The organism is Paraburkholderia steynii, assembly GCF_900100565.1.
GTDB classification, from domain to species: Bacteria; Pseudomonadota; Gammaproteobacteria; order Burkholderiales; family Burkholderiaceae; genus Paraburkholderia; species Paraburkholderia terrae.
On sequence record NZ_FNDI01000053.1, the window covers coordinates 17,990 to 40,635 of the forward strand.

13 protein-coding genes and 1 pseudogene are annotated in these 22,646 nt (G+C 52.3%); 4 read left to right on the forward strand and 10 right to left on the reverse strand.

Annotated elements, in window-relative coordinates; all coding sequences use genetic code 11:
- Window positions 1–15: 15 nt before the first annotated feature.
- The 5 genes and pseudogenes from BLT65_RS44095 to BLT65_RS44115 form a co-directional block, all read right to left on the reverse strand.
- Window positions 16–1,821 carry a hypothetical protein gene (locus BLT65_RS44095; protein WP_143036694.1) on the reverse strand — a complete coding sequence of 602 codons (1,806 nt, stop codon included), beginning with the start codon at window positions 1,819–1,821 and terminating at the stop codon, window positions 16–18.
- On the reverse strand, window positions 1,802–2,899 hold the full coding sequence (locus BLT65_RS46930; RefSeq protein ID WP_143036695.1) for a caspase family protein: 1,098 nt from the start codon (window positions 2,897–2,899) through the stop codon (window positions 1,802–1,804). Before BLT65_RS46930 ends, BLT65_RS44095 begins: the two co-directional genes overlap by 20 nt.
- A gap of 12 nt (window positions 2,900–2,911) precedes the next feature.
- Complete coding sequence (locus BLT65_RS44105; RefSeq protein ID WP_091790399.1) at window positions 2,912–4,402, reverse strand: hypothetical protein; 1,491 nt, start codon at window positions 4,400–4,402, stop codon at window positions 2,912–2,914.
- 1,354 nt (window positions 4,403–5,756) lie between these two features.
- Window positions 5,757–6,101 (reverse strand): hypothetical protein, encoded by a 345-nt coding sequence (locus BLT65_RS44110; protein ID WP_143036696.1) that lies wholly within the window; start codon window positions 6,099–6,101, stop codon window positions 5,757–5,759.
- Window positions 6,102–6,143: 42 nt separating this feature from the next.
- Window positions 6,144–6,434 (reverse strand): annotated as a pseudogene (locus BLT65_RS44115) (transposase); the annotation flags it as partial.
- Window positions 6,435–7,485: 1,051 nt separating this feature from the next.
- Between BLT65_RS44115 and BLT65_RS48260 the strand changes: the two are divergent.
- On the forward strand, window positions 7,486–8,214 hold the full coding sequence (locus BLT65_RS48260) for a Kelch repeat-containing protein (protein ID WP_091790402.1): 729 nt from the start codon (window positions 7,486–7,488) through the stop codon (window positions 8,212–8,214).
- Between the two features lie 263 nt (window positions 8,215–8,477).
- Here BLT65_RS48260 and BLT65_RS44130 read toward each other — a convergent pair whose 3' ends face one another.
- A complete protein-coding gene (locus BLT65_RS44130) occupies window positions 8,478–8,987 on the reverse strand; it encodes a hypothetical protein (RefSeq protein WP_091790403.1) in 510 nt (169 codons plus the stop codon).
- A gap of 506 nt (window positions 8,988–9,493) precedes the next feature.
- Here BLT65_RS44130 and BLT65_RS44135 point away from each other — a divergent pair.
- The 3 genes from BLT65_RS44135 to BLT65_RS44150 all read left to right on the forward strand — a co-directional run bounded on the left by BLT65_RS44135 (window position 9,494) and on the right by BLT65_RS44150 (window position 15,998).
- On the forward strand, window positions 9,494–13,348 hold the full coding sequence (locus tag BLT65_RS44135) for a YCF48-related protein (RefSeq protein ID WP_167306661.1): 3,855 nt from the start codon (window positions 9,494–9,496) through the stop codon (window positions 13,346–13,348).
- 942 nt (window positions 13,349–14,290) lie between these two features.
- Window positions 14,291–14,656, forward strand: coding sequence for a DNA-binding protein (locus BLT65_RS46935; RefSeq protein WP_143036699.1), 366 nt, complete (start codon window positions 14,291–14,293; stop codon window positions 14,654–14,656).
- Window positions 14,657–14,816: 160 nt separating this feature from the next.
- On the forward strand, window positions 14,817–15,998 hold the full coding sequence (locus tag BLT65_RS44150) for a hypothetical protein (RefSeq protein ID WP_091790405.1): 1,182 nt from the start codon (window positions 14,817–14,819) through the stop codon (window positions 15,996–15,998).
- A gap of 465 nt (window positions 15,999–16,463) precedes the next feature.
- Here the strand turns inward: BLT65_RS44150 and BLT65_RS44155 are convergent, their stop codons facing one another.
- The 4 genes from BLT65_RS44155 to BLT65_RS44170 form a co-directional block, all read right to left on the reverse strand.
- On the reverse strand, window positions 16,464–16,970 hold the full coding sequence (locus BLT65_RS44155) for a hypothetical protein (protein WP_143036700.1): 507 nt from the start codon (window positions 16,968–16,970) through the stop codon (window positions 16,464–16,466).
- A gap of 352 nt (window positions 16,971–17,322) precedes the next feature.
- On the reverse strand, window positions 17,323–18,540 hold the full coding sequence (locus tag BLT65_RS44160) for an MFS transporter (RefSeq protein WP_091790407.1): 1,218 nt from the start codon (window positions 18,538–18,540) through the stop codon (window positions 17,323–17,325).
- Between the two features lie 276 nt (window positions 18,541–18,816).
- Window positions 18,817–19,791 carry a diiron oxygenase gene (locus BLT65_RS44165; protein WP_091790408.1) on the reverse strand — a complete coding sequence of 325 codons (975 nt, stop codon included), beginning with the start codon at window positions 19,789–19,791 and terminating at the stop codon, window positions 18,817–18,819.
- A 107-nt stretch (window positions 19,792–19,898) separates the two neighbouring features.
- Window positions 19,899–22,646, reverse strand: a 2,748-nt coding sequence (locus BLT65_RS44170; protein ID WP_143036701.1) for a non-ribosomal peptide synthetase, incomplete at its 5' end; no start/stop codon positions are given.

Consider the following 22,646-nt stretch of genomic DNA (forward strand, 5'->3'; position numbering starts at 1 on the left):
CTGTTGCCTTTTCGCTCATTCCGCGAGAGGCGAGGTAGGAGGGGGCTCGTCGATCGACTGCGAAATCGTTTCAATCAACGCGGAAACTGCGGTTGCCAATTTCGCGGCTCCCTCCAGTCCCTCTAGTAACACCGAAAGTGGCGCGCGGTGATTTGCAAGTAGACGTTCGACGAATTTGCCAGTCATGGAATCCAGTGCGTCGTCGTTGAGTGACGCATCACGCATCGTTAAAAGAAGGTCGCGCTGAAGCACACTCAACTGAGCAATCCATTCGGGCCAGTTACGACGCAGCCAGGACATGACCAATGACCAATCCACTGCGTTGGCGAGCTTTCTCATCAGCCGCGCTGCCTCCTCGCTATCTGTAATCTCTGCAATCTGAGTTATCAGATTTTTATCCCCATCCTTGGATTTTTCATCCCATAATTGAACCGCTGCGTACAATAAACCCAACGTACGATCGGACATTGAAAAGAGTCCAAAGAGACGGTCACTCTCGCCGAGGCTTTGAGTAATTCGCGTTGCCAGGAGGGCGTGAGAGGCATCCTGAGACAAAGTGCGCCATGCGTGAAAATCGCGGGCCATCGACCGTTTACGCCATGCGATATAGACGCCGTGGGAAAGCAAATCCCCACTGATTCGAAACATCGATGAATTCGATAGCTCGCCAACGGGCAGGTTCTTGGCCGCAGCAAGCAATTGGTCCCAGCTTCGCGCCAAAATCGGAGGATCCGTAAGTTGCTTTACCTGTTCCAGGAGGCTTTCCTGCGTGTGCACGTTCGGCTGCACTATTCCTAGGCGTTGTGAGAAGGCCCAGCGAAGCGCAATGACGTCGGGGAAATCGTCGCCGAGCATTCGTCCCATATTGTTGATCACAGTGTCCAGAAGATGTGCGTTCGGAGTCGGATCCAGCAATAATAGGTGAGCGGCGTACAGACCTAGCATTGGGTTTTCGAACTTCCCTGAAAGAAGGGCGTGCATGTTCGGCGTGTCAACGTAGTTCCTGCCGTCGATCAGCCCCTTCCTTACGGTTTCGCCGGCAATCAGGTCGAGCCGTGATGGATCGAACACTGTCACCGAAGGACGATCGAAAAATACTGCCATATCCGGGAAGTCTGGTGTGAGTTTGAACGAATCGGTACCCGTTTGGATCAGATTTATGTAGACCTGGAAGGTCCAGTTAGGAACCGCTGGGATGGGGAAGCACACCCATTCGTCTTCTCGTCCGTAAGCCAAGGAGTACCTGCCTGGATTGACGCGAACCGTGATGCCCAGGAAGCCATGCTCTAGTTTTGGCGTAGCTGATTGCTCAAAATCGACTAACGTATTGTCATCGACGTCGAGAATACGGAATCCCTTGAAACTATCGGCATAGTCCTCGCGATTTTGGTCTGACGTTTCAGGCATCGAAAGGGCATCGTGAGTTGACGATGGATCCCGGATACAGACGACGATGTTAGCCCCATCTCCGAGATCTAATGGTGCAACCGGTGCACCGATCTCTTGAAGGATCTGATTTATTTCCTTCCGTTGATACTCGTGGCTCGTAGTTGTATTTTCCAAGGGAAGGGGGCTTTCGAAATGTGGCGAGTCCAAACGTTGCTTTGTAACCTTCCCTTCGTCACCCTCGATGACAAACAATGCTTCGTTCTCTACGTCTCCAATCTTTGTTTTCATCGCATATAAGCCTGGCGCCGCACGTCCAGCCAGTGGGGAGGGGCCTCTTGCTACAACCCTGAATGAGCTATCAACCAGTAAGATCTCAGCTTGCTGATTATTGGTCTCAAGGACGAATTCGCGGTCACAGTTCGACATAGCCATTGCTGCCATCCACTTTGAATGTATCCTGCTTTGCCGGTAGATCCACACGATACTGATATAAGCCGGGTTTCATGCGTAATTTCAGTGTATTTGCAAGGCGCTCATATGAGATTATTGGGCCAGCCTCGTGCACTACGTCCGGACCTGACTGATCCAAGGAAAAGTTCGCGATTATCTGGAAGGTACCGTCTACCAGAGATAGCGTCGAAGCCTGTTGCAAGGGGGACACACATCTGAATTCAAACGGACTACCCTGGTTTGCGGACGGAAAGTAAACTTCTCCTGCCGAAGGCAAATAGATGTCAGGGCGCGGGGCAGCTTCGGGCCCGCAGATCGCTGGCCAGCTTTCCAGTATGTGGTTCTTCAGCTGTGTAGCTGAAATCTGGACACCATCCGCAGGTGGCAACTCATCCAAAAGTTTCAGCAGAACATGGGTTAATAGCCCATGGACATTGCCATTTCGCTCTTCAATGGGCCGTTCTTGCGCCTTCGCACCTTTTGGAACAGCGTAGATGCTCAGAAATTTTACTTCAGCCGCCAGGCCGTCATCCGGGGTATCGCGGTACGGTCGTGGCATCGGGACTCTAGATACTTCCGAGTCGCGACAGCAATCCATGATCAATACAACTTCAGCGAAAAGTGCCCACCCAACGGCTACGCGCGCATAGTGTGTTCCGAAGATGTGTTCGTACATCTCGCGGGAGGCGTTAGCGCAGTACAACGCTGCTTCCGCCGGCTTTTCGAGACTACGGTGGCAGAAACCGTGACCAGAGAAATACAAATACAAGCGACCTTGGACCCTTCCGGCGCCAAGTTTCATTCGAGATGTCAGGAGTTTTCGAAATACGCGGTCGAAGTCTTGGCCAACCGGTGGTGCTATCTCAGGATCAAAGTCGCGAGAGTCAACCGGTGGCGTTTCTATTTTGTAGACATTCTCCGGTTGCACCGCTCCGCGCTTGGGGTCCAAGAGCCATTCTTCAACGATTTTCAGGTCATTCGGCGGCCCCGATAGTTGTGTATAGCCTGGATTTGGGTACCAGGAGATGCCTGTCAAAATGGCAACGTCTTCAGAGGGCATGTTTGCCTCGCTCTAGTAACCTTCCTTGAGAATGGATGACAGGCTATCGAGCGTCGTTTCGTCATCGTCAAAGTCACTGTGCGACACCGATGCGCTGTTCGCGCCCGGACCATTCTTTGATATCGACCATACCGTTCGATATTTGCTGCTGGCCACAAAGTCGCGGACTACCTGAACAGCGGGGAAATCTGCGCCATCGAAGATGTCCGTGTCCGCGAGATAGCGTTGCATACCAAGGAGCGGAACGTCGGCGCCACCCTCGACCACTCCTGAGACGAAGTACAGCAACGACCTTGGATAGATAACTGATACCAACCTGTCCTGCTGTTCTAGCGCGTCCTGCATTCCGAATGAGCGGAAGTTGGAAATGGCGTTTGGAGCGGCGTTAAGCGCATTAGTGAAGTGCTCACACCGGCAAGCGGGGGCAAGAAGCACAACGTCGTATCGCAAATTAGGTGTTACTTGTGCTGAGCGTCGGATCCAGTTGTTGATATATAGGGCACCAGCACTGTGTCCGATCAGAGTGATTCGCGGCGCAGCCTTTCCAGACGCAACGAGGTCGTTCCACGTTTGTAACACTACCTCTGCGGCGCCGTCCGCATTCTCGAAGGCATCGCCTGTATCCTTTTTCATTTGACGCCAGATGACCTCTCCTGCTTTTGCAAGATAGGCGGCGCGCAAGACTTCCTCGACGATCGTTGTGTATGCGCCGTGGTCACGCCGGGAACCGAGTCGACGGATGACTGCAATAACGACCTTAGCGACAAACTTCGCGACGCTCAGCCACGCGATACCACCTTTGGTGGTCGTAGCCTGCTTCGGAAACATTTCGTCCAATGCACGCTTGTCAACCAGAACTTCTACCGGGCGGGCCGTGATTCCCGCTCCTTTGGTAGTAGTCGGACTGACCAGGCCCGTGGCGACGAAAAGGCCAGCCATCGTCCCTTCGAAATCCGTGTCAAGTTCAATTTCCGCTTCAATGTCTGCAGAGAGATCGTCGATATCCGGCTCAGCGCCCTTGACTACATGCCCCGGCGCGGATGGCTGGTCCTTTATGGGCGGTTCATTTATCTCACCGTTCAACCACCTATCAAAATCGGTGCGCAGGTTTCGCACATTGACCGTTTGTCCCGCGCCGCGTGTGGTAATCGAACTTGTCCCTTTCCTTACGACCCACTCTGTAACTTTCTTCAGCAGTTCGTGAAAGACCTGATCTTGGAGAATGTCCTTGAGGTTATTGCGAATTGATTCTATTATCCCGCTCTCCCAAATTGAGAAAACTGGATAAGTGCCGGCGCTATCGTATCGCGAGGCAAGTCGTGTGGCGATGCCTAGTGCAGCGGTTGCATTCACGAGGCCACCATGGAAGTGCAGGACAACGCCATTGGGCTTTCCGGATTCGAAAGCCTGCTTCGCAATGCGTTGGGCATCTGCAACGGACGTCGTTACCGCATTCAGTCGACCGTTTTTTGAGTGGATCACGTGATCGTGAGAGACATCCATGACACCTCCATATAACCCGGTTGGGGTAAACGGCATCCGAGAAGAACCTGAAATTTTAATGTCTGAATGCATTGTTCAAGATAGATGGTCGCCGCGCCCAGATCGCAATGGAGCGACTGAGCAATCTTTACTGAAAGAGAAGCAGGGCAGTCGCGCCGAAGGTCAGATGGTCCTGTTAAAAGCTAGACGAAATCGGTCATGAAAGTCCCCCGGTGTTTCCCTTGGTACCTTATGGCGAGAAGTGTGGGATTTCGCACTTTCATTTGTCGCGGCTCGTACTAGCAAAACACGCACTCGGCTCGGGCGCTCCGCAGCGAACTGAAAGCCAGAGCACAATCCGTCAGGCACATGGCGGTAGCGGCAGCACTTCGGCGCTATCTCAAACGGCCGCGTCATGCTCGATGACCGTCGAGGACCAAAAAGATCAAGCCGAGCACGACGCCCGCAATGAGAGCGACTGCCGAATGCAGTTGGTCCGGCCGGAACGGATTCCGATGCCGTTCAAGACCATCGGTCACATCGGGCGTCGTCGGTCCCGTCTATATGTCTATATACCATGCAGCGCCTCATGATTGAATGCGAAACGGACGCGGAAACGCCCCAACGAAGCTCGTCATGGGGCGCGACGAGAGGGTAGCCACGTTCCCTCACGGAAACGCGGCCCCCGAAGAACGCAGCATGCGACTTTCACCGCACTGCGCTCGCGCACAGCATTAAGCGTCGCGCTGACGCCGGTCTCAAAAGCTGCACGAGCCCTTCGCAAGCATCACGTTGTCGATTCGCCTCATCGCTGGGACGAAGAGCGCTGAACCGTAAGAATCCCGGTCTCTCGCAAGCTTCCCCTCGCTGAATCTCTAACATGGACCTGCGACAACTGCACCACGCGGAAGTCTGCACCCTTTCGGGCCGAGGCAAATCTTGAACCCCTATGCGGGCTATTACCGCCCGTCATTCGCTTTTTCCGCGTTCTCATACCCACTTGCCCAACAGCTTCCCTCGCGGGTTACCTGCCGTAGCCAAACGTGTGGCGTCGGCGGACAATTGGGCTTACCACGTTCCCGTCCCTGCCGGCCCGATTAATTCCCGGGTCTGTCCGTTTAGCACCTGTCTCTCCCCCGGCAGCGCTTACGACGACGTGCTCCCTTTCGTGACGGAAGCAACCGGCTGCTCACCTTTTGGTCTGGGCCTGACAGCCGCTTTGGCCCATTTCGTTTTACGAGGTTTGCAACAGTTCACATATGTTGTGTTTGCGGAACTTGCCTTGCACCTCACACCGCGCGGCGGCTGGCAGTGCCGGTTCCTTCCCCGTCGCCGGGGTGAGCCGTCAGTCGAGAGGCACGTTGTCTTCAGAGCTTCACACCTGACTGTTACCGGTCACGCATGTCTGAATAGGCAACTGCTGGTCGTACAGCAGGTCGCGGCACTTGCGATCGTTCACACGAACACAGAGCGCGACAAGAAATAACGAATATCGTTTGCCAGGCGCTGCGGTGTGGGGGACGGCAACACTCGCGAGGCTCGCGGAAACCCGTTTGTTCATCTCCTCCGCCACCCAGGCCGCAACGGTTTCGAACAATGCCCCGGGCGACGGGAAGTGGCTATAGCCGGATCCGAGCTTCGTCACTTTGCTGTCAGTCGACGTGCTTTTCGGGAAGTCGAGTTCGCGCCAAACAGCCATCCGATGCCGGGGTAGTCGCATGTGTCTTCGGGCGGGCGGCGGTATCTGCAAACAAGGCAACCTTCATGGTTGGGAGCGTTTCGGACATTCTAAAGGCTGATGCCGAGGAACAAGGCAATTGCCATCGATACCCAATTCTAGAATCACTTGCGCGATGATTCCTTCGCGTCTCCATTGCAAGTATTTGATGTAGCAGGTTTGACTCGGGGGAAACGTTGATGGTAAGTGGTGCCAGCGTTCACCATGCGTCAGTACCCAGAGTATTGCGTCAATCAGCTCTCTCGGATGCCTTGGGGTCTTCCCATATCTGCGTCCGGTTCTAATCGGGAACAGGTGCGAGATCCGGTCCCAGTCTGAGTCGTTTAGGTTTCAATAGTCGCAATGTTCGTGTCCATTGCTTCAAAAACTTCGTGCCAAGGCCGCAGCACGAGCGGCGGGTTGTCCGTTGGCGTGAAGAACTGGGTATTGATGAATCGACGTCGTTTGATCGAGTCGGAACCCATCGATATGGCACACTGAGACGAGGAAGGCGGCGCTGGAAATAAACACTTGACGAACAGCCTCTTCGTCAAACCGTGGTGCCCAACCGGAGGACTGGTTGTCGCCTCCGGTTCAGCAATTCCGGCGTGTTAAATACGGGTGTCCGGTCACGTCACTTACGAACTCAGGGCGTAATGGCTGGGGCCCTTCGATGTTCCGGAAACTGGACAGTTGCGTAAATCAAAACGACGAAGCGTATCGTGAACAACGATTCATGTATCCGTCGAAGACAGCCCTGCCACCGGATTCTAGGTCACAGTGGATGCCTTGCAAGGACGACGAGCCATCGCAAACGGCACCGTGGTGGCGGATTGATATTCATTATCGACATGCCGCCTATTCTCAGTTCTCGGATAACCACCGGATACTCGCTGGCAAGCGCAGTGGGAGCACGTTTTTCACTAACAGTCATCCGTTGCGTCGGCGTTACATTGCGATCGCCGCGTGGCAAGCTAATACTGATGGCATATTGCTCGGGAACATTGGTTCCGTTTAGCATTGCTCAAGGCAATCAGTTGATGTACTAGCTCAAATTTAGATCGTCTCCTGATGACCAGGCGATGTGGTCGTGTACGCGTGGCTGCGCATGGTGGCGGGTGGAGAATGATGAACGTTCGTAGTCGGATATCACGCGCGACTGCGGAAGGGAGCTTTGGTTATGCCAGGACTGCCGGGACTGTTTTGGACACAAAGACAGGATATCGGGCCGGCTCCGCGATGGGGCTGCGATATTGCATTTGATCCAGTTCGGCAAACGATTGTGTTATTTGGCGGATCGAGCGGCGTAACCGACACTTGGGAATGGGACGGAAACTATTGGAAACAGGTCTCGGATATGGGCCCGTCGGCCAGGCGTAATCATGGAATGGCTTGGGACGACGCGTCGCAACAGGTGTTGCTGTTCGGCGGGTCACAAGGGACCTACCAGTCGCCGACGCCTCTTGGTGATACATGGGCGTGGGATGGGCAGAACTGGACACAACTGGATGACACCGGACCTTCGGCACGCCACCTGTTCGGAATCGCCAGTGATACAACCGGCAACAGAATCATATTGTTCGGGGGAGCCAATCCTTCGAACGGAAATCAACAGCTTCTGGGGGACACCTGGGAGTGGGACGGCACTGTCTGGAGCCAGCAGGACGAGACCGGGCCATCGCCTCGGATGGGGCAGAGTATGACGTATGACAGCGTTCGCGGTCGAGTTGTCCTATTCGGTGGGGTTGGTGAGACGGCGTATCTTGGAGATACATGGGAAAGAAACGGGAACAACTGGGTGCGCGTCTCGCACTTTGGTCCAGTCACGAGGGCTTTCGCCGGACTCGGCTTTGACGGATCTGAGTGCATTCTTTTCGGTGGCGAGATTGAGACACTTACTTCACCAGCTTCGGTATTCCTTGGGGATACGTGGTCTTGGGACGGTCGGCTTTGGACTCAGCGTCAAGACATTGGCCCGCAAGCGCGCTGCTCCCATGCAATGACCTTTGATGGTAGTAGAAAGAAGATGGTCCTTTTCGGGGGAAGTGGCCGAGGTACGCAAACTGACCTGGGAGACACTTGGGAGCTGGCAGAGAGAAGCAATCCGGGCGGCTGAGAAGCGGGACCTGCAACTTTGCCTGGTACCGTCGTCAACCCGCTGCTGACTTCAATAGCTGTATTTTTGCATCGCGGGTCGCAAGAGAAACACGTTGACGGCGGCCAGCGGCCGCAGTCGCTTGACCGCCAACTGACGTGATGTTCGGGCGAATCTCGGCCGATACTTCTACACAAGAGCCGTGAACGTACCTGAACGGTCATTCGACGGCGGCGCGCGCCACAGGCTGCAACAGACTAGAACATACGGTCGGCGGTGAACGGTTAGGGCGGGCTGGGTTGCGCGCCGGTTGCGAACACGCGCTCTGTGCTGTGCGTGCGACCGTCCGCATACTCAAACTCGGCCCGCACAAGAATGAAGCTGATTTCTTCCGGTATCGCTCCCACGAATGTGATTAGTTGCTCGACGCCTGGTTCGACGAAGATATGCGCATACCTTTTTGAGAAGAGCACGTCTTCCTCGTCAATCACCCGTGCCGGAAAGGCGACCCGCGACGGCTGCTCACTCCAAGGCTGCAATACGTCTCCATTCGCCACGCCCCGAACACGGAGTCGGAGCCTACGGAAGCGGTGCACAACAAGCCCTTTGTTCTTCAATTGAAAGGTGAACTCTGCGAGATACTTACCTTCTTGCAGTCCGTGAAATGTGCAATCGATAGTCATCTCGACTCGCCGAGCATGAGTTCGCTCTCGCGCAAAGCGGAAATACACCCAAATGGCTGCGCCCAGCGTCAGCACGACCTTGAGTATTTCAATCCAATCTTTGGGTTGCATAGGTATGTGTACGGTAGCCTAACGGATCTATACGGACAAGTGGTGTCCATATAACGGTTGAAATTGGTAAAAGAATTTATAGTCATCAACCGCGTGAGATGTAAAGGCACTCACAACAAAAGTATTGCATCAGTTTGAAATGATGGGCGCATTCGCGATGGTCGCAGTGCGAATTTTTGGCGAGGGTGGTGTCGGGAAATCAACCCTCAAAAAACGTCATCGTCGGAACGGCGTCGCCGACCCATCGGGAAGCGACCATGTGCTGACAGTCGCCAAAATACACAAGGAGTAAAAAGGGGGAATCGCCAGTGCGCCCCCAGATGCTCACTCGTTGTTTAAGTGGGAGACCGCGTTCGGAAATTCATGGGGCTGCGCCAGTAAGTTGGGTAGAAGCCTTAGAAGAACGCGCCTGCATATCCATGCGATTCACCAGAAAGAGCCGGCTCCAAATCCGCTTCTGTCGACTACTCTTATCCCAATGCGCGGTCTGTGCCGGGGAGGACGAGATGACCACCTCGCGGCGTTTAAACAATTGTTCCGTAAATTGGCGGACGAATTTGAGCCGAAGCTTTCTGTTGGCCTTCGGATTAGTATCGGTTTACACCATAGTGGTTCTGCTGATGACAACGCAGACGCCAGCAAACATTGCGCTGATTGAAACATTTCCGGGCTCGGCAAATAACCCGGTAAGATCACCGTTGGCAGAAGAGATCCGAACGGGAAAATGTGGAAGTTTTTCGGTCGTTGATCAACCATATGATCGGGCATATGTTGCCGCCGATGATTTACATGCATGGATATTTTCGCGGGATAAAATTTACGCGATACAAAAGGTTGGAGGGAATTGTGAGCAACATGTCTTTTCCCTTGACACCAAGGAATTGGAACTGGTTCGTCAAGCACAGTTCCTGTCGGATAGTCACCGAGGCTGGCTCGTAGGAGATGGAGGGCTGATAGCAACCACTTACGATGGAGGACGCAGTTGGATCCGACAGCTTCAGACAGAAGTACACGATTTGCACAGCCTGTATTTTCTCAAGGACGGGATGAGAGGGTGGGCCGCCGGAGGTGGGATTATTACAAGTACTTCAGATGGCGGGGCCACGTGGCAAGTGCAAGCTAGACGGACGGAAGAGTTGCTGATGGCGATTGAGTTCCTTGAAGACGGCCTGCACGGGTGGGCGGCAGGTTCAGAGGGGACAATACTTGCAACAACGGATGGAGGCCGTAACTGGGAAGAGCGGGACAGTACGGTCGCAAAAAGCATGTTGCGATGGATTCACTTTTCGCCCGACGGCCTGCATGGTTGGGCAGGAGGTGACCGGGGCGTCATTGTGGCAACCAGCGATGGTGGTCGGAAATGGAAGTCCGAAAGCTTTTCGGATAAATTCGCTTGGGACGCGGCCTTCATTGCACCCAAGCGGAAAGAGATCTGGGTTATGGGGAGCAGTGTCGCGACGAGCCACGGCGACGGAAAAGACTGGACACTGGTGTATCAGCGTCCAAATCTTGCCGAAACGTTTCGCTCTGCTGGCGCCCTAGGTTTGTTCGGTACCGCATTTCTTTTTCTTTTGGCTCAACTGAACAAGCAAACCGGCACGGCAATCGCAACCACGGGCAAAAACACACCATTACTTGATGAAGAACAGACGGATAAGGTTCCGACCAAAAGAGAATCGCGAAACCGTTTGAGACTTGTTAGGAATAGATTCCGAAATTATTCACGTTGCGCTTGGCCGACGCTCACAGCATGGGCGCGGATATTTTTCGAAAGTGCACTCATATCGCTTTTGTCGTTAGTAGTTCTCTCTCTTACTCTGCTTGGCACTCAGGAAGGACGTGAGGTTCTGTTGGGGGTCTCTGGCGCTACAATGGTTGCGCCGACTGATGAAGCACTTCCGTTACTGACGCTTTTGTTCATTTTTTTTGGATTCGGCATAGGGCTTGCGCATTCAAGCCATGTCCTCTTGATGACGGGCGCGCAAGTTTGTGAGGCACGGATTTACAGAATCATTTCACTACTTCGAGTTCGTGCGAAACCTGCAATAGTTACAGAGAACCATCGAACTAACCGGGTCCCAACCACAACGCCTACGGTTAATCAAAGCAAGGCGTTATATTCAGCGTCCGTCTCCGCCGCGAGGCTGGCAACGCCTCAAATCGTCGGCACCATTGCCGTTGCAGTATCGATTTTCAACCTGCTTTGTGCGGCAACGGTAGCAAGTCCGGCGCACGACATCATACGAGATGTCCCTGTTTACCACGGTCTCAGCGACAGTCAATTCCACGGCGTTGGTGTTCGCGCTTTTCTTGCAATTCTTTCACCGATCGTAATTACATGGTTGTATGGAAGAAAAGCCAGTGGATATATCAAAAAGACCGTACTTTTCTTTGTTTGCATTGGGCTTGCAAGTTTCTTCCTGGATGACGGAAGCTTACCGGTCGGAAATGCCGTCAATAGATCATTTCACGGTAGTTTTTTGGGATTTCTACTCTCTCACTGGTTTAATGTAAATGCGGAGAGCCAGCTCACCATTGGAAATTCTCTAATACGAATTGATTTTTCATTCGGGGTTGGGATTGTGTGTTGCATTACATTACTCAGCCTAGTATTTGCTGCGTTTTGCGAAGCGACGTTAAAGCGATTCGGAAATAAGGCGGTTTTTTATGGCGCGATAAGGCTGAGGAGCTGCAAGAATTTGGTGGCGTACTGGATTATATGTGTCGTAACATTTACCTGTGCCGCACCAACGGTCGCCCTCACATTCGGTCCGCTTTTTGTGGCGAGGATTATTTCCAATCTGCCGTATTCCAGCTTTGGCGTGCCGAGTAATCCAGATGATCAGGAGGTTTTGGGAATTTTGCGACGAAATGTACTCGACGCATTGTCATTGATTATTGTGGCAACGAGTATTCTATGGGTATTAAATCACCTGTCGGTTTCAATTCAGCAATTTCTTGGGCCAGGAATAATCTTTATCCTCGTGTTGCTTGCAATGGTGTGGCTTTGCACGGGAATTCATGTGCTGATCAAGATCTTTTTCTACGGGGCTGCGGTCCCTGTGTACACAGTCGCAGCCGCTATTCTGTTATTTGCATATTGGTCGGATGAACACGTTGGGCGCGAGATGTTGAATGATAGCGCGACCGTACCTCAACTGAGGACGGGCGCAACGCTACCCCCCGCCGAAAAGCAGGACGTGATCTTGAATGCACACGGCGGAGGAATTAGGGCAGCTTATTTTACGGCAGCTTTTTTGGCGAAAATGGACGATGTGACTTGTGGTGGGTTTGGTCAGCGAATCAAGGTCTTTAGTGGAGTATCTGGTGGCAGCTTGGGAATCGGGGTCTATCTCACATTGCGACAAGCGTTGATATCAAGCGGTGGGTGGCAATCCTGTACTCCGATGGGCGCGTACGTGGACGCAAGAGGACCACTAGAGACAATGGTACAAAACGCACTGTTGCAGGATTACCTTTCCAGTACTTTAACGACGTTATTAACACGCGATATCTTCAGAGTTACGGCCTTGAGCTTGCGTGGCCAATCATTGCTCGACAGTTGGCAAAAATCGGTTAAGGAATCGATGTTGAAAGGAGCGGCTACAGTCAATGCCTCGGGTGTCATGTCGCCGGGGTTTGAGCTACCGTTGCATCAGCTCACGGGGGGGATAACGCCGGGTCCGATTGTGCTTTTCAATTCATCAGATTCGAAGTCAGGTACACGGGTGGTTTTCTCCTCACGTTCTATCAAGACGAATATTCCTAGTGATGGGACCATTTGGGTTGACTCTGATAACACGATTCAAGTCGGGCAGGCTATATTGCATAGCTCACGGTTTCCAATCATATCCCCAGCAGGTGAATTTAGAGATATGAAGTTGGTTGACGGTGGGTATATTGACAACAGTGGAGCAGAAACTCTGGCTCAGGTGGTTCCACGTGATTCGGGTGGCTTATGGTTGGATATTGACGGGAACCCAAAGAATCTGTACGAAACGACTACCTCCTCGATATTTTCTGGCGTTGAGGCTTTACTAGCAGCGCATGAAGGACAGTCTTCAAGCAGCGTGCGTAGAATGTGTGATTCACACAAGTATATAAGGAGACTCTCAGTTTCAATAGATGAAGATCGTCTTGTTGCCGAAATTAATATTTTAAACGAAGGAATGTTAAACAGGACAAAGCGTAACGCTGTCTATAATGATCAACATATCTTCTACGCGCCGGCCATGGGATGGTACCTTTCACGTTTGTCGGAAGAGGCGCTCCAGATTCTTTTGATTGTGGCTGTTATCGATGCGCTGCGTCTCGATAAGACGGTCAGAGATAGAACAGCGGTAGAAGAAATCTGCTATTAGGTCGTGGACGAGGAGTTGGAGTTTATCTTCCCGAGCGTCTTCGGGTTTCACTCGGTCAAGCATTGGCATCGGCCAAATTTCGGGAATCAGGCTTCGGTTCGGATGCGGAGGTCATTTTTCCGCGTCGACTTCCCGCTCGGGTATCCGAATTCAAAACATCGAAAAGCAAAGCTGATACGTGGGCCGGCAGTCGCGTTTGATTTGGGGATACCGTGTTCGTGCGTCAGTTGCGACGCGTAGCTCATCAAAAGGCAGCTACCCGGTTGAAGCTCAACGTTTATCGTTCGGCCAAATCAACAGGGTTGCTGTCATGACAATATTCGCGAAGTTTGCGACGCAGGTTCGCCCGCTGACCGGTCGTGGCCTTTTCGCGGAGGTTGGGACTGACTATGGCATTGCGTGGGTACGCAACCTCCTACCAGTGCCTGCAACTATCTCAATTCCTATTGTTTGCCCTATGATAGGGGACAAACGACGGACATCGCATTATTATTCGCGTCCGCCGGTGAAACATAGTCAATGGGGTAGACATGTTGCGAACAGGCGTTGCAGTCGTCGGTATTTTGTGGTTTTGTAGGATAGCCGTCGCTCAGACTTGCCCGTACGATTCGCGATGTCTGAATAATCCCTATGGCGCGGGAAGCCCTTACGCGCCGAACGGTGTCAACAACCCGTACAGTCGGTACGGAAGCCCGTACAGCAACGAGTCTGCTCGAAACCCATACGCCACCAATGCTCCAGCCCTCTACGACCAGCAAGGTGTCTATCACGGCAGGCTGAGCGCCAACCAGTACGACCCGGAATCAACGTCGAATCGCTACGGTCGATACGGCAGCCCTTATTCGTCTGATAGCATCAACAACCCTTACGGCGCCGGAAATCCGTATAAGCCACCGATGCTCGTTGTGCCACAACGATAAAATTCCGCCAAGAGGTGCAGTCATGCGTGTCGTGCTCCCGCTTGCAGTTTCATTGTTTTTTCTTTCATCGGCCTTTGGTGGCGAGGCCCAAACAATCAGCAGTCAGTTGGCTCATTCGCATACTGGCGAATTCGTTAAGGTGTGCGGGACGATCGCAAGCGCCAAGTATGCAGCCTCCAGTCGAGGGCAATCGACGTTTCTCGACTTTGACAGTCCGTACCCTAGCCAGCCGTTTATGGCTGTGATTTGGGGCGATGCGCGGGTTGCATTTGGCAATCCAGAAGTGACGTACCTGGGTCATAGCGTGTGTGTTTCTGGAACCATTACAACGTACAGGGGAAAACCGGAAATGATTCTGAATAACCCGAAACAACTAAGTGAGAACTAGCGGCATCATAGCGGTTATCAGAGGTGCTGCCAGACGATCAAGTCGACAGTGGACTGTGGCTACCCGCCTGACCGAGGTCGTGTTTTGTTCGAGCTGTTGTTTTGCCTGACAAGCATCAATTCGATTGCGAGATCGACCAACCAATACAAATGTCACGCGCTTGGAAAACTATCTTTCGACCATCCAAAGCTGGTTCGGGTCCGGTTTTTACGGACGTCACCTCAGCCTCGTCTTGCGGGAAATCGGCAAGCGTCACCCCAAGGCTCTCACTTCGTTCATCTGTATAGCATGCGGTATCCCGGCAAAGGAGCTGAACGGAGCGAGTTTCGTCACGGAGTTTCGTTTCCAAGGTAGGCAGGGCACCAGGTCGGCAGATCTGGCGGTGCTTATAGGAGATGATGAAATACCCCGAGTACTTGTCGAGATCAAATACTTCGACAAGCCGCTCTCTGAGACAAAAACAAAACCAGCGCAACTCGACGATTACGAGCACTGGCAAGAAAGAGAGCCTGGCCGCAACGTGCTTCTCCTGTCGAGAGAGATGCACAACTCCCACACCCTCGATGTGCGCCGCTGGAATGATCTTGCTCGTCATTTAACCGCGCATATATCAGGTTCCGACTTGGTTGCGATGCTCGTCGACTACCTCAAAGAAGAAGGGATCGTTATGCAGAAAGTGGACCCTCACAAGCTGCTGAAGTATTTCAAAAGCCTTACTTTTGGGCGCCACGGCGCCGGAATGCTCGCCAAGAACATTGATGGACCAGCGGAGTTCACGAAGCTGCTGCGCAATCTGCAACTGATCGCAAGCACGCTACATCCGCACTTCAGAGGCGCTTGGTCGAGCCATAACGTAATTACCCCGAGTGTGGACTTCAAAATTCACCAGCGCCTCAAGGTTCCGGGGAAGACCGATGCATACACGGTGGGTGACCAATTCTTGAATAACGCGTTGCGAGAGGGTGGGTTCGTGGATTCGCACGCACAGTATTCTTTAGGCCATGGTCGAACCTATTTGCGTATCCGGATCGGTCTTCGAGTATATGTGACGGGCGCGTCGATCAAGCTGGCTTCGCCTGAGACATGGCTTTTCGTTGAAGCAGTGGGTGGTTCACTGAACCGTGCGGATCTTGAATATTTTCGCGAACAAAAGATTGGCTACGATATGGTGACGAAAAACGCGGACGTGAAGACCGCGACCATAGAAAAACACATCCATAGGATGTTGCTCGGGCTTGTAAAGGATGTACGCGGTGACCGTAATGCGCCTATCACCGTTTCGCAGCGCGAGGCACTTACCCGCCTGGACAAATCTCTAACGAAAGACATGATTCCCGTCTAGGCGCAAGCTGCAGCATCCTTCGCTGTAGCGCTGGACTCGCCGCGTGCATCTGAGCGCCAATCAGGTTTGACCGAGGAAGTTGCGCGGAGTTACGTGTCTCGAATGTGAGGGCACCGGGAAATTAGAAGATTGACTGAGCATCAGCCAAACTGTCGGGGGCGGCCCGGCCATGTGCCATAACCTGCTGTCCATGCCCGACGCGAAGTCTTCCCGGCAGGTCTACTTCGGGTACGGTAACACACGGGAAGGAGTTTTCGAGTGTCGTAACGAGGCAAACGAAGAAGGTGACCGCGCGACGCGAAACGGGCAATAGAACTTCAAGATGGGTTGCACAGCCGCTTACAACGGACCCTCCATTACGCCCCAATAGCTAAGGATGAGTTCGACGTGTTGGGTTCTGCATCCCTCACGACGCGTCACTCAATCCATGCGTCCCGTGTCGCCCAGTATCCCAATGCACGCCACTCAGCTCACCATCAAATTGCTTCGAAAAGATTCAAGCACGGCCTCGCAGCGCCGGCACACGCTGTCCCGCCCCAACGCTTGCATGCAAGAGTACACGTTGAGAGGTGAAGGACCGAATAACATCCAGCACTTGCAGATCACGTGTGCGTTGGGTGCAGCAATCTCATGCAGGGCGGCAGCCTGCGTCACGGCATCCTGCAACGCGGACGCGTGCCATTGCGGCAACTGCTTCAATGTGGAAAGAGTGGAGTCGAGTACGTCTAATGTCCGGCGAGGATCGGCCAAAGCGGAGTGCAACAGCGTCTGAGCGCGAAACGGCGTGTTGCGAGTCAGGAGCGGTTGAAGGGTGTCGAGCACCTCGTCGCACGTGAGCTTAGCGTCAAAAGCGAGGTCGATCATGCCCTCGCTCAACAGTACATTGCAGACGTGATTTCGAACATCCTCAGCAAACTTTGCTTTATCCCGCATCATTATCCTCTGTCGTGAAGCATCAACTGGATCGGTCACAGTTCTTTCGCCCTGTCTTGGTCTCAAATACAACGGGTGCGCAGCGCCGATTACGATCCCATGGATGCGTCAGTAAGTCGATCAACCAACGAATGTAGCCGCTGTTTCCCTTGAAAGCCTTCGAACCGGTCGACGATGTTCAGGGGAGCATAGTTGCGCATATCGTAGATGCTTAAAGATCCGACCGATGTTTAGCGACCTGAAGATTTCGAAGTTCTAGGCAGGTGCGTTGTCCCAACAACTTCCCCAATTCGTCTTCATGTCGGCCCCTCCTGCGCAAGCTTCAGGTACTCTTCGGCACAGATTTACCACTCGACGCATTCTGGACGCGTGATGTCCACGCATAGTGATATCAGTTTTCGGTTAACTCTAATGTGGCGACATTCGCAGTTCTTCTTCGGATGATTTGAAGGATGCCAAAATTTGCTACACATGAAAAAAACAGAAGAAAAGTTATATTTAATGGTATGGATTTTCCAACGGTAGAGACAATTGTGCTTATCAGACCTCCTACGAGTATCCGAATAAGATTGCCTGCGGACGATGCCGTCCCTGCGGTTTTACCAAACACGCTCATGGCTTCTGTAGTCGCCGCTGGCACAGTCATGGTAGTCCCCACAATCGCAAATAGCATCGGCACAAGAACCGAATACGGTGATTGGGATAAGCCGATAGCGCCCGGAATCAACAGAATGCCAGCAAAGCCAATTATGGTCGTTCCAACACGAAGGAGAACCTGTGTATCGGTTTTTTTCGCGAGTCGGGTTGCTACTAGTCCACCAGAAACATATGCGGCGCCATAAGTAAGGAGAGTCAGAGAATACGATCTCAGGCTCATGTGCATCCCATTAATGAAAATGAGTGGAGATGCAATGATAAAGGCAAAGTGACACGAAAACGCCAATGCAGTGATCATCCAGTAGCCCATGAATTTGCGATCCCGCAACATCTGAGAATACGTGCTGAGATAGAAGCCAGCACCTCTCCTCGATCTTGCGGTCATTTCCCGATATGAGACGACTGTTAGAACTAAGACCACTATAGCGATAGCATTGAAAAACCAGAAACTACCTTGCCAGCCCACTGTCTCTTGAAGATAGCTACCCATCAAGGGGGCGCAGGATATAAAAACGCCACTGGACGTGGTGGCATAAATTCGCATTTTGACTCTCGCGCCATCTTTATACTCATCTTGCAAGATTGCTTGCGTCAGTGCGAAACATGAGCAACCAAGCGCCTGAATTATCCGAGCGAAAAGGAAAGTGGCATAATTGGTCGAAATTGTCGCAATCCAGCCGCCGATGATGGCAATGACAAGCGATCCGACAATGACCTTCTTTATTCCAATTCTATCTGAGAGCGGACCAACAAGAAGTTGGCTAAGAGCAAAACTAATCGTAAAAACACTTATAGCATATGTCACCGTTTGAATGTTTGTGTGGAAATGCCTGGCCAGATGCGGAAACGAAGGCAGTATTACATCCAAAGGTATTGCTCCGAGCAATACCAACCCAGTGATGAGCATAAGCATTAGTACCTTCTTCGCTTGTAAACCGGATATACGGGTCATATCACTCCTTTTTTTTGTGGACCGAGTGGGGTTTTTGAATGGCTAGTTGCCTTTGTTCAATACACCTTCTCGCATTATTTCGTCGGCGCAGCCAGTAATAGTTACCGTCGCTGCGCAATGATTAATGTCCGCAACGTCCGCTCGACAAGTCATCAGCGCGCTCCTTTGGGCAAGAAAAGAGGTTAGAGCGCGCTAAGGGATGCTCGATGCCCTGCGACTTCCGGATGGAATGACTTCGAGCTGTCTGTCGCATTCTAATGGCAGTGGCATAGGCAACTAGTTGATAAGTCCCACTTCCTTGAAATGGTCCGCGTGCTCAGGATTGGATAGAACTCCCGCGCGTTTGATGGCGTGCATGGTAGAAGTGGCTCCATTCTTTGCACGATTTACCACAGCCTTTGAGTCTCCATATAGAGAGGAGATCTCCAACGCGTCGTCCTTTGATAGGCCAACTTCTTGGAGCCTCTCTGAAACCCAGTCGACGTTGATGCGGTAGAACTGGAAGATCATTTTTGGAAGAAAACTCGCACAAAAGTTGCGATCGGATTCATTTAAACCCTTCCACACGTAGTCGAAAAGTCGTGAGAAGTATCGAGCGTGATATCGCTCGTCATCCAGATGGTCCTTCAGCACATTACTTACCGGTGCCACGACAGTCCCATTGGAAAATTTTAAAAACTCCTTCGTTATCACGGTTTCTGAGACAAAGGTAGTCAAAAATGATCCTAAAGCCTTAAAATTTTCGGGCACATCATTCAAGTGATTGATAAGATTTTGCACTCTTGGGTGCTGTCTCCGGTCCGGTACTATGCCAATCAATCGGGCAACCTGTCTCGATACTTCAGCCGATATAAAGGCGTGATACCCCTCATCCGTATATAGCAACATTGCATCTTGCCGTGTCGACTCGGGCAATGCCACGGGTAGAAGATCGTGAGCAATAAGTTCCATACAACGATTCACCACCCGGTGCTCCAGTAGAGCCGTATATTCCATGAAGTAAACGAGTGCGTGTGCCTGTAAAGTCTGTGATGCTTGCATTCCAAGACTTTTTACAGATGGATGCTCGAAATACGGAAGAGCGCTTGGCAGGAACCAATGCTTTTGACGGATATCATCTGCTGATAACGTAGAACAATCGTAATCCATAGGTTTGCGGCGAACTGAGGCTTCTTTGTCCCATCCGGCGAAAGCCGATCGCATCGCGTCGCCGCCATGTACCATTTCATCCCATTGGTCTTGCTCGCTCATACACTACTCCTAGAGTAATTGGAGATATTCGAGTCGATTCGGAGCTTCAACGCCCAAAAACTTGGATAAATTTCTCTTATGCAGGGAGACTGTGTTTTTTGACCGGGTCATTGTGTACCGAAATCGTCTGCCGTCCAAATGCCGTTGCTTAGACAGTTGTCGAGATGTTTTGCAAGACGCATGTTGTTTGTAGGATCCTCTATCATGGAGAAATGATCGCCGGGGATGCCAACAAACTCCATTTTGTTCGGAGTGGGAATTTCCTTCCACAGAAAAGCCGGCGAAGGACACCGCTCATCCTCCTCGGATAATGTAGTATCGATATCAACGCTGCCATTGTTAGAACACTCAGTTGCATGAAAGTGGTGAACTCGTGCTTCAAGTCCGGCAGGATTGTAATTTCTAATTGCGCTGGTGTAAGTCGATCTCCGTTCCCATGTAGCGGAATCTGAAAATCGATCAAACTGGTCTGTGATCAGGCCATCGTTCGTACATCTAGTGATCAGGTCTTCTAGAGAAATGTCGTCGGCATTCCTTTGAATCAGAGTGATGCGGTCAGCCGTAGATTTGTTTGCGGATCGATAAATCTCTTCTAGAAAGAGTCGTTTTGCCGTAATCGCCGGAAACAATTTTTCAGAAGGCGTTGGCACATCAATCAAGCCAACAAATGAAACGATATCGCCCGCCATGGTGAGGGCTTTGGCAATGGCATGTGCCAAAATTCCTCCGGACGAATAGCCGATCAATCGATAAGGACCTTGCGGTTGGATCTGCTTGATAACGCCAATCGCTCTTTGGGCCATACCGGACATGGTTGCCAAATTCTTCATTTCCTTAACGGAAGGCCACGGGATGGCGTAGATAGGACAGTCCGCTTTTATGTTAGACGTTAAATTAAACGCATATGAATAGTCGCCTTTTCCGGAAGGAACAAAATATACCGGCACCCCGCATTTTCCGGCGCGAATAATGACGAGGTCGTCGTCGTTCTTCCCGATGTTGCTTTCCAATCGCGCAGCCAGAGTGTGAAGGACGGGATGTTGGAAGACATCGCTCGCGGTCAGTAGAAGCCCTTTTCGCTTGCACAGTGATATCAGGTTGATGACCAACAGAGAATGGCCACCTAAATCAAAAAAATTGTCCGCCCTGTCTATATCTGAGCGATCAAATAGATCCATCCATACGGTGGCAATAAAAGCCTCGATAGGCCCTTGCGGTGCCCCTCCTTGGAGTTCCTGTGATTGAGCGCTGCCTGGATATGGCAGCGCGCCGTGGTCAAGCTTTCCGTTGGGGCTTCGTGGAAATGCATCGAGAAAGACGAACATAGTTGGCACCATGTAGCTCGGTAGACGCTTAGCGGCATGAATTCGCAATTCCGACTCTAGGGCTGTCGGTCTGCTCAGGTCTTCCGTTACATTTGCATGAGGAGCCACGTAGGCTGTAAGGCGAATGTCCGTGTCCGTGTTTGATGCTATGACTATTGCTTCACTGACAGACGGATGTTCAGTCAGGCATTTCTCGATTTCTCCTGGCTCAATGCGAAAGCCCCGGATTTTTATCTGATTGTCGTTGCGTCCCAAATAAATCAGATTCCCGTCTGGAAGATAGCGAGCCAAGTCTCCCGTACGATACATGCGGGCTCCGGTTGATGAGGAAAACGGATCGGTGAGGAAACGCTCCGCTGTCAAGTCCGGTCGATTCAGGTAACCACGGGTGACGCCATCGCCACCGATATAGATTTCGCCTCGAGCGCCTATAGGAACTGGCTGATGATGATCGTCCAGAAGATAGACACGGGTATTTGCGATGGGTCGGCCAATGGGCACATGGGTCATGCCGTTAGTCGGTCCAGTGACGGTATAGGTCGTGCATCCGATTGTGGTTTCGGTTGGACCGTATTCGTTGATCAGCGCGACACCCGGATACATTCGCTGCCAGATCTCCAGGTCATCTGGGGCGATTGCTTCGCCGCCGAGCAACAGCTTGCATGCAGGGGGAAGCGGATTGCCAGACGCCAGCAGCGAATTGAGAACTTTGAGGTGGGAAGGCGTCAGTTTGACCAGTGCATACGGTCTTCCATTCAGGATAGACTCAAATTGCTGCTCTGTGGGAAGGATCGTCAGCGGTTGGCCTGCAATGAGCGCACCTAATATGACAGTGACACTTCCGTCGAATGAGAAGGACATGGTCGTAGGCGAGCCGCTACCGCCGGCATCGGCATAATAGTTAGGAAGCGCCCACGTGAAATAATTTACGAGTTGTCGATGCTCAACCATGACCCCTTTAGGTGTCCCTGTCGAACCCGACGTATAGATGACATAGGCCATGTGCTCAGGCAGAAGGCCAAGGTCTCTTGGATCGAGATTCGAGTCGGTACAGTCATTCCATACGGGGCTGGCCGAATCCAGTTCGACAAGGCGTCGCCCGTGCAGTTTCTCCTCGTCGAACAGCCGGCGGCCGGTGACGTCACAAAGCAGAAACGCAGGATCGGCATCCATGAGAATGGTGCCAAGGCGACCAGAGGGATAGGCGGGGTCGAGCGGTACATATGCACATCCGGCCTTAAGCACCGCCAATACGCCAATCACCAGTTCAATTGATCGCTCAACGCAAATAGCCACCCGATCATCCGGCTTGACGCCTTGCTGGACCAGAAAGTGTGCAAGCTGGTTTGCTTGGGCATTGAGCTGCTCGAACGAGACCGTATCATCGCCAAAAATCAGCGCAGTCGCCCCGGGGGCGGCACGGACCTGATCCTCAAAAAGCTGGTGTATACACCGGTCCATGGGATAAGGAGACTGAGTCCGATTCCAAGTCTCCAGCAACAGGGTACGCTCATCTGGCGGAAGCAAATC